The organism is Paenibacillus filicis, assembly GCF_038070315.1.
GTDB lineage: Bacteria > Bacillota > Bacilli > Paenibacillales > NBRC-103111 > Paenibacillus_G > Paenibacillus_G filicis.
The window spans coordinates 304,329-317,015 of the sequence record NZ_JBBPCC010000004.1; the positions used below are offsets into that span (position 1 = coordinate 304,329).

Sequence of the window (12,687 nt, forward strand, 5' to 3'; positions counted from 1 at the left end):
GCTGATCGAAATGCCGCATTCATTCTTGCGGCGGCTTGCCATCAGAGGGAGAACTCTTGTGAGCGGAGCCGTTGAACAAGGTTTCCGTGAGTGATTTGATCTTATCCATCAGCTTGCCATATCCGAATCCGATGAGAAAGGAGATGCCTACCTTGGCGTATAGGCTATCCCCGGTCTGCAGCAGCATGATGCCGCTCTGGAAAAGCACGATCGTCATAACCGCAGCTCCGGCGCATTGGATAGGCCGCAGCATGTACCACCACATCCATCGGTCATCCAGCTTTTCGTAGTATTGATGAACCAGGCGCAGCGCATACAGCGTGCCCCCGATGGCTCCCGCTAGGGCGCAATAGACATAAGTTGAGATCGAGGCAAGCGGAATCAGGAGAAAGTGTGTCAGTTCCCCGCTTCGAAGCATAGCCCCGAGCCAGAAGCAGCCGGTAAACCAGACGAGCAAGTAGACGGTTGTTAGGATGCTTATCCATTTTTTGGAGCTAAGGATAGGAGGTTTTGATATCATCAACGAGCATCTCCTTTGCTTGTACCCTTTTGGTATACAATATGCAGGCCTCCTATAGCTTGTATCAGCCAACAACCAGCCGGATGGATGAAAGATAAAAGTCATACTTTACTTAGTTAACGCGTTGTAGTATTATCTTGTTATCGCAATAAAGTTTTGCTAGATGAAGGGAGAACTCAACATGTCAACAATTGAATCAACGAACGCCAATTCACCGGTTGGCCGGATCGCCGATAGCCGGACGCGGAAGACGCTGGACCGTCTCAAGCCTTATTCGCCCGGCAAGCCGATCTGGGAGGTGCAGCAGGAGCTGGGACTGGACCATGTCGTCAAGCTCGCTTCCAATGAGAATCCGCTCGGTCCTTCTCCCAAGGCTATAGCCGCCATTGAAGCAGCGCTTCCTGATCTTCACCGGTATCCGGATGCCCAGGCGGTCAGCTTAAGGGAAACGCTGGCCCAAGCTCTGGAGCTGTCGCCGGACCAATTGATTGTGACCAATGGGGGGGACGAGCTGATCACTCTGCTGTCGGAGACGTTCCTGGACCCTGGAGATGAGATTGTCGTGCCCTCCCCGACGTTCAGCGAATATGAATTCGGCGCCCATCTGATGGATGCGCAGCTGGTAGCCGTACCGCTCGCTCCAGGCTTCCAGTACGAGGCGGACGCCTTGCTTGCTGCTATTACGGAGAGGACCAAGCTCGTCTGGCTGTGCTCCCCGAATAACCCGACAGGCACTTATCTGGCGAAGAACGATCTGGAGCGTCTGCTCCGGGCGCTGCCGCCGCAGGCGCTCGTCGTGTATGACGCCGCCTATTCGCATTTTGCAACGACGGCTGATGATTACACGAATGGCTTGGAGTTCGTCAGAGCCGGATTGCCCCTGGTGGTGCTCCAGACCTTCTCCAAGGCATATGGGCTTGCCGGTATCCGTGTAGGCTTCGGAGCGGCACCGGAGGCGGTCATCCGCCGTATTCTCCAGGTGAAGGAACCGTTCAATGTGAACGCTCTCGCCCAGGTGGCCGCTTCTGCAGCCATCTACGATATCGAGCATTTGACCGCTTCCCGTGAAGTTAATGCCAGAGGCAGGGAGCAGCTCTACGCCGCTTTCGAGCAGCTTGGACTGAACTATGCGGAGAGCCTGAGCAACTTCGTGCTGGTTGAGCTGGGCGAGCTGGCGGAGCGCCGCTACCATGAGCTGATGGCCAAGGGTGTCATTACCCGCTATGGGGGTGCTTGGGGACTTGAGCGGCATATCCGTGTGTCGGTCGGCACAGAGGAGGAGAATAAGTTCTTTATCGATTGCCTGACCCAGGTGCTGGAGGAGACGTCCTAAGCCGTTCGATCCGCTCAGCGGAGCGATAAACATACCCCAAACCCAAAACAAACCCGTTTCCCACTGCAGTGTGGAGAACGGGTTTGTTGTTTTTGGCTTTGTTGTCTGAGCGAGCCCTAGATCTTGGGCTGGGCATGGCATTTACGGCATACCGGGTAATATTCGTCATTGCCCCCGATAAGGATCTGCTCACCGGTGTACACGGGCTTTCCTTGACTGTCCACCCGCAAATTCATCGTGGCTTTGCGTTCGCAGAACCAGCAGATCGTTTTCATTTCTTCGATTTTATCCGCATACAGCAGCATGTACTTGCTGCCCTCGAACAGCTCGTTCTGGAAGTCGTTCTTCAAGCCGAATCCCATGACAGGGATATTCAGCTCATCGACGATTTCAGCGAGCTGCAGAATCTGCTCCTTGCTGAGAAATTGCACCTCGTCCACCAGAATACAGGATACCTTGGAGGGATGCTGCCGGACCGTCTCGAGTACATTCGTACCCGGATGGATCGGGATGGCTTCCCTGCGGAGGCCGATGCGGGACGAGACATACCCTACCGCGTCGCGGTTATCCACGGCTGATGTGAACATCAGCACCTCTTTGTTTTGCTCCTCGTAATTATGCGCTACCTTCAAGATTTCAATGGACTTGCCACTGTTCATGGCTCCGTATCGGAAATATAGCTGGGCCATCGACTGTCACCCCGTTCGTTAGAATCCGACAAATATCATACCACAATTCGAAGACCTGGCATACCGGAAATGGCAGAAGCCCAGCCGCTCCGAGCATTCCGCTCATCGGCCGGGCTTCGTCTGAATGCCTTACACTTTAAACCGGCTGAACTGATCCAGCAGCTCCTGGACCATCGAGCTCAGAGCGGCCGAGGACGAAGAAATCTCTTCCATCGATGCGAGCTGTTCTTCGGAAGCAGCAGCAACGCCTTGGGAATGACCGGCCGCGTCTTGGGCAATCCGGGCCAGCTCATCGACTGTTGCTGTGACCTGCTCCGTGCCGGCGGACATTTCCTCGGCAGCGGCTGATACTTCTTCCATCTGGCCTTGCACGGATTCCATCTCCTGCGAGATCACAGCGAAGATTTGACCCGTTTCCGTTACCGATTCTACGCCCAGCACAATCTCTGCAGCACCGGAGCGCACGGCTGCTGCCGCTTTCTCCGTATCGCTGCGAATTTCCTCCAGCAGCTCCTCAACCTTGGCGGCCGCTTCCTTGGTCTGCTCGGCCAGCTTACGCACTTCGCCAGCGACGACGGCGAAGCCCCGGCCATGCTCGCCGGCCCGCGCAGCCTCTATGCCTGCGTTCAGCGCGAGCAGATTCGTCTGCATGCTGATCTGCGAGATCAGCCCGATGATGGAACCCACCTCTACGGAGCGGGTCTGCAGCCGCTCGATCGCTTCCTCCGACTGGCGGGAGATCTGCTGCACGGCAGTCATCTGTCCGATAGCCTGCTCAATCCGCTCGCGCCCTGTCTTCGTCTGCTTGGCCACATCCTGGATGGACTCCGTGACGCCGGATGAGGATTCGGCCACGCGACCAACGCCCACGGCCATCTCGGTCATCGCGCGGGAAGCCTCCAGCGCCTGTTGTCCCTGCTGCTCGGCCCCGGCCGCAACGCTCTGCACGGATTCGGCGATCGTCTCCGCCGCCTGGCCGGTCTGGTCGGCGCTGGCTGCGAGCTGTTCGCTTGTTGCCCCGACCGACATGGATAAGTCGGAAACCATCTGCAGCATCTTGCGCTGAGACTCGATCGTCCGGTTGAAGTGCCCCGCCATCTGACCGAACTCATCACGGCTGCGGACTGCCATCTGATGCGTAAAGTCGCCGGACGCCATAATCCCGAGCATCCGGTTCGCTTCGTTCAGGTTGCGCGTCACGAGCAGACGGAGGACGAGGGAGATCATCACCGTCATAACGATCAGCGCTACGACCGCCAGAATCAGAGAGGAACGCAGCACTTCGTTGTAGGTGGATAACACGGCTTCCTTCAGCGTTACCGTCTCGACATACCAGGTCTGATCGCTTCCTTGGAACTGGATCTTGTCATACGTCCGGTTGACCGGCTGGCCGGTAGGATTGAGAGAGTAGGCCATCGTGACGCCTTTCTTCATGCCTTCCAGCAGATCGATTTTCTCCTGGCGGTCCCCGTAAGGGACGTTGACTTTCTTATCGTCGGTACCATGTGCGATATAAGTGCCCTGATTAGAGATGATGGTGACATAGGCCGTTTCATTGCTGGCTTTCTTGACCTTTTGCTGGAATTCATCCAGCAGCATATCAGCCCCGACGATTCCTAGAAATTGCCCGTTTTTGTCTATGATGGGAAGGACGATGGAGGTCAGCAGCAGCTCCTGCCCGTTGGCTTTATAGATATACGGCTCGAGAACCGTCAGCTTCCTATTGGCCTTGGGGAGCGTGTAGTAGCTGTTAGCCTTCTCATAATCATTCAACTGCTCGACGCTGATATTCGAGCCGGTGCGGAACACGTAGGGCAAGAAACGCCCTGAAGCGTCGCTGTATTGGTTTTTTTGGACAAAGGCCTTATCCTGATTGTCGAATTGGTTAGGCTCCCATAAGGTGTACAGACCGAACAAGTTCGTCCGGCTGGCAAGATGGTCCTTGAATAAAGCTACAACCTGCTCCCGGTTCCAATTTTTTTGCTCGCGGGCTTTCAACAGCATCTCCGATAGCAGCATGAGATCGGATTGAACCGATGTGGTTTCAATCTCCAGATCGAGCACGAAATCCTGCCCTGTATCATGCGCCTCCAGTTCCCCTTTCTTCATGCTTACGTCGTAGAGCTGCTTCAAAGACATGCCGACGAGTACGGCCAAGACGAGCAACATAACGCTCCCTACGGAGAGGCTTAGCTTTACCGCTAATTTTAAATGACGAAACCATGCCATTAGTCCCGACCCCCTTGTCATTCTGTTTCTTTATATGACATATATCGACATGGTGCACAGGGTTTTGAAGACTCAGACCTTCGGTTTTGAGGGCTTAACTAAAATTTGATCAATGCCCACTGGAAGAGCCGGAGGCTGGCTGTAACATAGCGAAGAAGCCTGACGGCGTACGTCAGGCTTGCTTTTACCGAGTATGCTCAGGAGACCGGGAAGGTGATTTGTACCAGCGTTCCTTTCCCGAGCTCGCTTTCGATATGGAGCCTGCCGTTATGCTCGGCCATAATCTTCTGACTGATCATGAGACCGAGACCTGAACCACTTGGCTTGGTCGTGAAGAACGGCTCGCCCAGCCGGCTGAGCACTTCGGCCGGAATGCCCGGACCGTTGTCGGCCAACGTGATGAAGACCGTATGCGGCCCCGACTGCACAGCGGAAATATCAATGCGTCCTCCTGCATGCATGGCTTCCATAGCATTTTTCAGAATATTGATGAATACCTGCTTCAGATGATTCTCTTCACAGTGCACATCAGGTAAGTCGTCGCCAATACGCGTATGAAATTCGATGCCGGACATATTCGCCTGGGATTCGAGTAGGGACAGGACATGATGGAGTATGGGCGATAGCGGGCGTTTCTGGAAAGTGACAGCTTGAGGTTTGGCCAGGATGAGGAGTTCGTTGATGATTTGTTCAATGCGGTCAAGCTCCGAAATCATAATATCCAAGTAATGATCCTTGTACTGAGCGCCTGCTTTCATGAACTGGGTAAAGCCCTTGAGTGCGGTAAGCGGGTTGCGGATTTCATGGGCGACACCCGCGGCCAGTTGGCCGGCTACCGATAGCTTCTCGGAGTTGCGGAGCAGCTCCTCTGTTTTCTTGCGCTCGGTAATGTCGCGTCCGATGATGCAGATGCCTGTTATTTCATTGTCCGAGCCAACGACGGGCGAGATGGTTAAGCTCATCTCGAGTATCGTACCATCCTTGCGTAACCGGCGCGTTTCGAAGTCGGAGATTTGCTTGCCCTGCAGCCCCTGGCGAAACAGCAGCTCCGCTTCGATCCACAGCTGGTCCGGTATATGGGGGGGAGGTGCTCCCAGCAGCTCTTTTTCCGAGTAGCCGTAGGTTTTCAAGAAGGCCCGATTTACCCTGACCAATCTGAATTCCGTATCCAAGATCGAAATATTGTCAGCCGTGTGCTCAATCATCGAATTAAGCTGCTGCTTGACGGCTCTCAATGCTTCTTCTTGTTCTCTGATGAGTGAGATGTCGCGCATGAATATCGACAGCCCTACCTTGGATGGATAGCAGGATACATCAACCCACTTGCCCATCATCGGGAAGTAATAGGGAAAGAAGAGTGGTGAAGCATCCTCAAGAGAGCGCATACAATGCTTGTAAAAGCCCGAGTTGATCCATTCCGGCATCACCGTATGCAGGTTGTGGCCCAGCAGCTCGTCCCGGTTGTGATTCAGCAGCTTCTCGGCGCACCGGTTGACGTAAACAAAGTCGCCTTCCCGGTTGAACATCACATAAGCGTCGTTCACCATCTCCATCAGCGAGCTCATCTGGAACAGCGCCGCACGGGATTGTTCTTCCAGCGCTTTGCGTTCCGTAATATCTTGGGTCTGCATGAAGAGGAAGGAGGGGGCATGTTTTTTGCCGAACAGCCCGTAGGCCGTGACATTCATCCAGATGGCGGTGCCGTCAGCCCGGATCCAGCGCATTTCGGCCTCATAGCGTGCAAGCTGGCCGCTAAGCAGTTGGCTCAAGTGGTGCATGCCGATCAGCAGGTCGCTAGGATGGAGCAGCGCCTGGAGATTCATCGTTCGAAGCTCCTCGGGTTCGTATCCGAGCTGGTTAGAGAGCGAGTCCCCGGCCATGACAAGGTTACATTCCGTGTCCAGCAACAGGGCTCCTGCATGGGAGCTTGTAAAATGTTTGAGGGCCAGTTCTTGAAGAACGGCTTCCAGACTGACGCTTTTTTCGCGCAGCAGTCGTTCGGGTATTAGCTCAGAGCGCATCCGGTCATTCATGCCAGAGGTTCCTCCAATAATTACTAGTTGCCAATAACATTCGTCAAAAATCTACATTTCCCTGCTGGCTTGCATGAGTATCGTCACAAATTTTATGGAAGGAACCGGGACAATAGCTGTCCGTGGGGCCGCAAGGGGGAATTAAGCAGGATAAAATCGAGTGGTGCGGACAGAAAAAGCCGCATGGCGAGAGGATTCCTAAAGTGTTTGTAATATCCAGATCTAAGAATTTAAAGTAAATATCCAGTGAGGTTTCGGCGTTCATCAATTTGCCTTAATTGTGCGGAGGAGGGGAAGCAGGCAAGGACACGGCAGGTGCAGACGGTATGATTCTGCTATTTCTAGCCGGCCGAGGAGGATGTCCGCTGCAGGGCTTCCTCTCTGGCCGGGCAAGCCGTCTCACAGGTAAATTCTCTACCAGGCTCAGGGCCTGCGTCTACGTCTGCGTCTCTTCGTCCGACAGCCGCAAATCTGCCGGGAGCGGAGAGGCTGGGAGCGCATACTCATAGGCAGCTGGGGGAAGGCGAATGATCGGAGCACGTTCGGTACATCCTTGTTGACCATACGTTTCAACAGTCCGATGGCGGTCCCGTATTTCTTGTAATCGTACTCGCCCGTTTTGGGGTCCACGAAGGCATAAGGGAGCTCTTCCGGAGTCAGGGCAGCGAATACCCGTCCGTCGCGATAACCGAGAAAGGTCAGGGGTGAGTCGTCATAGAGCCGCTTCCATTCCGCCTTGGTCATCCGGTAGACCAGAATGGCGAAAATATCGTCATACACCTTGCCTTTATACTTGAAGCGGAAGTGTACCTCGTATTCGCTGTCCGGATCTCTCTTCTGCTTGCTGACTACACAATAGCGCCTCCACCACGAGGGGAACCGCAGTGTGAAGCCGTATTTGTCATTTTTATAAATGAAATAGGGTGTCTTGGCCAATGTTCTCCGCTCCTTTTCGCCTGGCATGCTCTTACCATGCCTATGCGCGGACAGCTTGACTTATGGCCGGAACCAGATGTTTTTGAACTGCACCCAGTCCAGCGCATCCAGCGAGATCCCCTTCACCGACGTATGGTAGATCGTCTTCAGCTGTTTCTGGTACAGAAAGCAAAGCACCCGCTTCGCCGTCAGATGCGACTCGATGCGTGCCAGCAGCTCTGCTCGTCCGGTCTGGGACGGCTCCAGCAGCATTTGCCGCAGCAGGGAGGCGACGACCTGCTTCACCGAGGGCTCCAGATGCCGCTGCATGCTGGTATACAGGTCGAACAGGCGCAGCTCGGCATCGGTATCCAGCATCAGGGAGAACAACAGCAGGTCGGCATGGAGCCGCTGCTCGCTTTTGAACTGCTGGGCGGTGAGCAGCTTGACCTCGCAGGCGAAGCCCGCCTCCTGAAGCAGTGCCTGCACATGCTGCGCATCTTCCGCATACTGCATGATGGTGCACAAGCGAAGCCGTTCTCCCCGGTAGCCTGTGCTGCTTGAGACGAGCTGCCGGAGCCGTTCCGGGTCGTACTGACAAGGCTCTGCCGCGGGAGCAGCCTCCGTCGTCTCCCTGTAGGTGAGGAAGCTGTCAGCCGCAGCGACGGCATCCCCGCCGATGCGTGCCAGCAGCCTGCCCCGGTCGAGCGCCGACATGACGAGCCCGCGCACATCCGGGTCCTGCAGAGGCCCCTGCTTGAGCAGGTTGAACGTCAGGAAGCGGCAGGTGGCCCCTTTCTGCTGAATTTGCTGCCAGGAGGCGGAGGCTTCGTCCGGCAGCCGGTAGTTGTGCAGCATCTGGAAGCTGCCGAGCGTCCGGTCGAAGTCCTGCTGCTGCAGATTCGGGATATGCCAAAGCTCGACACGGTCGAGATGGGCTCTGCCTTGGAAATAGGGCGCGAACGCATCCAGTACGCACATGGTCTCGTCCAGATGCGACAGCTTGAACGGGCCTGTCCCTACTGGGGATAAGGCGAAGGCTTCCCCGAGCTCCGCACAGCGGTCAGCCGGGACGATGGAGGCGCGATTGGTGCCGGCAAATTGCAGGAACAGCTCACTCTGCTCCTTCAACCTGACGCTGACGGTGATGGGGTCGACGGCTTCTACCCGCTCGATCTGGCGGTGAACCCAGCTATATAGGGCACCGTCTGCCAGCAGGCGCAGCCGGTCGAAGGTATAACTCACGTCCTCGGCTGCCAGCTCGCGTCCGTGATGGAACAGAATGCCCTTTCTCAGATGGAAGGTCCAGACGGTCCGGTCGGAGTTGACCTCCCAGGCATGGGCAATATGCGGCTCGATTGTCTGCGTCAGCCGGTTGTAGCGGACCAGCGGATCGAAAAGCTGGTGAACGAGATGAGCCTCGGTGGTGAAGTGGATGGTTGCGGGGTCTAACGATTGCAGAGGCTGGGTTAGCGGGAACCGCAGAATATCCAGCCGTTTATTGTCCTGAACCTCGCTGGTATAGCCGAATTGTCCGCTCAGCCAGCGGTGGAACGATTCTTTGGCCGCGCTATCGGGGGAAAAGAGACTGAGCTGCTCTAGAGCGCCTCTCAGGTCCTTGTGCTCGACCAGCTCCTTGGCGATGGACAGAGCAATATCCTCTGCCGGCGCGCGGAAGATCAGCGAGGACCGGCTGCTGCGGCCCCGCTTGGGCCGCCACTCCACCCAGCCCAGCTGCTGCATCTTGCCCATCAGCAGCTGCGCATTCCGGTGTGTGCACTGGAGAGCCTCGGCCAGCTCGCCGAGCGTGGCTGTAAGCTCCTGGTCCGGAATCGCATAAGGGTAGTGCTCGCGCAAGCGCATATAGTGCGAGGACAATTTCATGAAAGGCTTCCTCCCGGCTTTCGTAAAATACGAAATTCATGATTCAAAATTTACGCCTTTTATTCCTATTTTGCAAGCTACAATAATTGCATAGGCATTTCAACCATGTCTATCCCAATCAGGATAAAACTACCGATTCAGGGAGGCGATACATATGTCGATTGCAAGATTAACGATATCTTGGGAGGAGCAGTTGCTGAAGGAAGCCGAGCATGAGCTGGAGACAGCGTCGGCCAAGGAGGACTTGGCGCACACCGTGTGGGGGCTGGCTCTGCTTGGGTACGCGAAGCTGCGGGGGGCTGCACTGCTCGATGGAATCGGGGCCGGTCGGAAGGAGATGCTCCGCGGGTGGGCTGCTTACGGCCCGGTGCCTGCAGCGTTGCTGCAGGGACTCCAGACGCTATCCCGGTACGAAGCCCGGCTCGGAACCGGAGAACGGCTGCCGGAGCTGCCTATGCAGAGGGGTACGCTGCGATCGATGGGTCAGCAGCTCTTGGGGCTGCTGCGGGATGTGAAGCCGCAGCGTGATCGGCTGCTTGGCCAGCAGACAGGGGGGAATCGCGATGACGTTGCCGTTAGCCTCTTCCTATAGCGAGCGAAAGCTGCTGGTCGGCTCTCTAATCTGCGGATTGCTGCACTATCTGTTCTTCTTCGACAAAGAATGGGGAGTATCGATCCCGCTCTTCGTGCTCGCCTTTTACTTGCTGCTGCATGGGATGACAGGCCTCGGCATTCAAGGGCTGCGTGCCGAACCGGCCTCGATCTGGCTGCTGCCGATTGCACTGCTCTCGCTTACTTATGCGCTGTATACCAACTCGGTATTCACCGTGCTGAATGCATTAGCGATTCCGCTGCTGATCGTCCTGCATACGACAGCAGCTTACCGGAAGGACAAACGCTCCGGCATCGTAGGAGCTATGCTGGAGCAGGCGATTGCACAGACGCTGATGTATGTGCCGCGGCCCATTACGCTAGCAGCCGGGTGGGTGTCAGCTGGGCTGGGCAAGGGGAGTGCGCGCACCGTGGGCAAGGTGGTGCTTGGGCTGCTGCTGGCCGCACCTATTCTGGCCGCTGTAATCGGCCTGCTCGCTTCGGCGGATGCGATGTTTAACCGCTCGCTCGCCCGGCTGCCGGAGATGATGAATGACTTGAACATGGGGGAGGCGGTCATCCGTATCCTATGGGTCGTATTCATCATGACGGGGATCTTCGCTTATATCGCCGGCTTGCTGAATCCCAAGCAGTGGCAGGTTTCTTATACGGATAGGTATGAGGGAGGACAAGGGCGTGCCGGGGGTGCAGCTTATCCCCCAGGCTCCGCGCAGGCTGTTCGCCATCGCAGGTCGGGCAGACCCGGATTGCAGGAGGCGCCGTCCGACACGCTGCCGGAGGAGAGTCGCGAACAGCCCGGTATCCCTGCCTGGGACCCGGGCATGCCTCAAGCCGATGTGCGTCCCCCGGGCACTTCGGGTAAGCTCGATGCGACGGTCGCGGCGACCGTGCTGATCTTACTGAATGCCGTTTATCTGCTGTTTGCCTTCGTCCAGTTCTCGTATTTCTTCGGCGGAGGCACGGCTGAGCTGCCGGACGGCGTCACGTACGCGTCTTATGCACGGCGGGGGTTCGCTGAGCTGGTCACGGCCACTGTGATCAATCTGACGTTGCTGGTCGGTGCGCTCTACGGCGTCAAGCGTCCGTCAGCGGCTGCTTGGCTCGGACTCAGGGCTCTGCTGGCCCTGCTGGTCGGGTGCACGGGAATCATGCTGAGCTCGGCCTATATCCGTCTGTCCATGTATGAGGAGGCTTACGGATACACGGTGACGCGGCTGCTCGTGCACGCGTTCATGATTTTCCTACTCGTGCTGTTCGTGCTGGCCCTTGTCAAGCTGTGGAAGGAGCAACTGCCTCTCGCTCGCAGCTATGCGGCAGCGGCCGTCATTGCCTACGTACTGATCAATTACATAGGCATCGATGCGATGATCGTCAGAAACAATGCGGCGCGCTATGAGAGGACCGGTGAGCTGGATGCCGGATATCTGGCATCCCTCGGCTACGGAGCGGTGCCGTCGATCCTAGCCTTGAAGAAGAGCAATCCAGAGCTTGCGGAGGAAGCGCTGCAGCGCCACCGTGAGATGCTAGGACAGCAAAGCTCCCCATCCTGGACCGAATTCAACTGGTCCAAGTGGAGAGCTCGTCAGGCCTTGAAGGCGGATGCGCCGGTTTCTTAACGGTCGCCGGAAGCAGGCTGGGCGGCAGAGGATGACGTATCGCCTTCTGCTTCCGGCTCCTGCGGATTGGCTTCCACGTAGCTACGGATCGCCTCGGGAATCAGATGTAGGGAGGAGAGGGTGAAGTACGCACCGGCCGGTTCCACGTCCACCTCGACCTGATTATAAGACCACTCCAGCTCCGCAGGCATGAAGATCGCATGAATGCCGCATGTTAGGGCAGGAATGATATCCGTGCGCAGCGAGTTGCCGATCATCCAGGTCCGGGAGCGGTCCAGTCCGCTGGAGGTCAGGATACCCTCCAGAAATTCCGTATTTTTATGCCGGGTGATATGAATCCGGTCGTGGAAGAACCTCTCCAGGCCGGCTTCCTTGACCTTACGCATCTGTACCGCAGGGTCGCCTCCCGTATACAGGTGCAGCTCGTGGCCTTCAAGGGTCAGAGCACGCAGTGTCTCTTCCATGTAAGGATACGGTTCGATGCTATGTCCGTAAACGGAGGATCCGAGCTCAGTCAGACGCTCGATCTCTGCGGTGCTTTTGATCCGTCCGGTCAGGTCGGAATAATATTCATAGGTCTCCACGAACGATTCGGGAAAGTGGCTGGGGGAGAAGCCGCTCACGAGCACCCGGCTCAGATCGAGCTCCGCCTGTTTCTTCTTGACTTCCTCGATGGACAGATGGTACCCGTGAAACCAGGCCTCCATCTGATCCGCAAACTGGTCCATCACCATATCAAAAAATTTATTGCAATAAATTAAAGTATCATCCATATCAAAAAGGATCGTTTGTTTCGTCATAGGGCGTATCTCCTGTCGCTTGCGCTGTCGCATTTTCTCCACATTATAGCACGGAG

10 protein-coding genes are annotated in these 12,687 nt (G+C 56.3%); 3 read left to right on the top strand and 7 right to left on the bottom strand.

Features of this window, described 5'->3' with window-relative positions; all coding sequences use genetic code 11:
- Positions 1 to 19 precede the first annotated feature (19 nt).
- Positions 20 to 520, bottom strand: a complete 501-nt coding sequence (locus WMW72_RS09300) for a hypothetical protein (RefSeq protein WP_341415155.1) — start codon at positions 518 to 520, stop codon at positions 20 to 22.
- Positions 521 to 701: 181 nt separating this feature from the next.
- On the opposite strand from WMW72_RS09300, the gene hisC reads away from it, so the two are divergent.
- Positions 702 to 1,853 (top strand): histidinol-phosphate transaminase, encoded by a 1,152-nt coding sequence (gene hisC / locus WMW72_RS09305; protein ID WP_341415156.1) that lies wholly within the window; start codon positions 702 to 704, stop codon positions 1,851 to 1,853.
- A 116-nt stretch (positions 1,854 to 1,969) separates the two neighbouring features.
- Here the strand turns inward: hisC and WMW72_RS09310 are convergent, their stop codons facing one another.
- The 5 genes from WMW72_RS09310 to WMW72_RS09330 form a co-directional block, all read right to left on the bottom strand.
- Complete coding sequence (locus WMW72_RS09310) at positions 1,970 to 2,542, bottom strand: thymidine kinase (protein WP_341415157.1); 573 nt, start codon at positions 2,540 to 2,542, stop codon at positions 1,970 to 1,972.
- Between the two features lie 129 nt (positions 2,543 to 2,671).
- Positions 2,672 to 4,771: a methyl-accepting chemotaxis protein gene (locus WMW72_RS09315; protein WP_341415158.1), complete on the bottom strand. Its 2,100-nt coding sequence runs from the start codon at positions 4,769 to 4,771 to the stop codon at positions 2,672 to 2,674.
- Between the two features lie 197 nt (positions 4,772 to 4,968).
- Positions 4,969 to 6,804: a PAS domain S-box protein gene (locus WMW72_RS09320; protein WP_341415159.1), complete on the bottom strand. Its 1,836-nt coding sequence runs from the start codon at positions 6,802 to 6,804 to the stop codon at positions 4,969 to 4,971.
- Positions 6,805 to 7,227: 423 nt separating this feature from the next.
- A complete protein-coding gene (locus WMW72_RS09325; RefSeq protein WP_341415160.1) occupies positions 7,228 to 7,740 on the bottom strand; it encodes a hypothetical protein in 513 nt (170 codons plus the stop codon).
- Positions 7,741 to 7,800: 60 nt separating this feature from the next.
- Complete coding sequence (locus WMW72_RS09330; RefSeq protein WP_341415161.1) at positions 7,801 to 9,603, bottom strand: ABC transporter substrate-binding protein; 1,803 nt, start codon at positions 9,601 to 9,603, stop codon at positions 7,801 to 7,803.
- A gap of 154 nt (positions 9,604 to 9,757) precedes the next feature.
- Here WMW72_RS09330 and WMW72_RS09335 point away from each other — a divergent pair, with 154 nt between their 5' ends.
- A complete protein-coding gene (locus WMW72_RS09335; RefSeq protein WP_341415162.1) occupies positions 9,758 to 10,195 on the top strand; it encodes a hypothetical protein in 438 nt (145 codons plus the stop codon).
- Entirely contained in the window at positions 10,167 to 11,831 is a 1,665-nt protein-coding gene (locus WMW72_RS09340) for a DUF4153 domain-containing protein (protein ID WP_341415163.1), read from the top strand. The genes WMW72_RS09335 and WMW72_RS09340 overlap by 29 nt, the downstream gene beginning before the upstream one ends.
- Here the strand turns inward: WMW72_RS09340 and WMW72_RS09345 are convergent.
- A complete protein-coding gene (locus tag WMW72_RS09345) occupies positions 11,828 to 12,631 on the bottom strand; it encodes an HAD family hydrolase (protein ID WP_341415164.1) in 804 nt (267 codons plus the stop codon). The genes WMW72_RS09340 and WMW72_RS09345 overlap by 4 nt on opposite strands.
- Positions 12,632 to 12,687: the final 56 nt, after the last annotated feature.

What these genes read in the sequence shown, in the direction of transcription:
- hisC (WP_341415156.1), top strand. Translation starts at nt 702, where the DNA reads ATGTCAACAATTGAATCAACGAACGCCAATTCACCGGTTGGCCGGATC.
- WMW72_RS09330 (WP_341415161.1), bottom strand. Translation starts at nt 9,603, where the DNA reads ATGAAATTGTCCTCGCACTATATGCGCTTGCGCGAGCACTACCCTTAT.
- WMW72_RS09320 (WP_341415159.1), bottom strand. Translation starts at nt 6,804, where the DNA reads ATGAATGACCGGATGCGCTCTGAGCTAATACCCGAACGACTGCTGCGC.
- WMW72_RS09345 (WP_341415164.1), bottom strand. Translation starts at nt 12,631, where the DNA reads ATGACGAAACAAACGATCCTTTTTGATATGGATGATACTTTAATTTAT.
- WMW72_RS09340 (WP_341415163.1), top strand. Translation starts at nt 10,167, where the DNA reads ATGACGTTGCCGTTAGCCTCTTCCTATAGCGAGCGAAAGCTGCTGGTC.
- WMW72_RS09310 (WP_341415157.1), bottom strand. Translation starts at nt 2,542, where the DNA reads ATGGCCCAGCTATATTTCCGATACGGAGCCATGAACAGTGGCAAGTCC.
- WMW72_RS09300 (WP_341415155.1), bottom strand. Translation starts at nt 520, where the DNA reads ATGATATCAAAACCTCCTATCCTTAGCTCCAAAAAATGGATAAGCATC.
- WMW72_RS09315 (WP_341415158.1), bottom strand. Translation starts at nt 4,771, where the DNA reads ATGGCATGGTTTCGTCATTTAAAATTAGCGGTAAAGCTAAGCCTCTCC.
- WMW72_RS09335 (WP_341415162.1), top strand. Translation starts at nt 9,758, where the DNA reads ATGTCGATTGCAAGATTAACGATATCTTGGGAGGAGCAGTTGCTGAAG.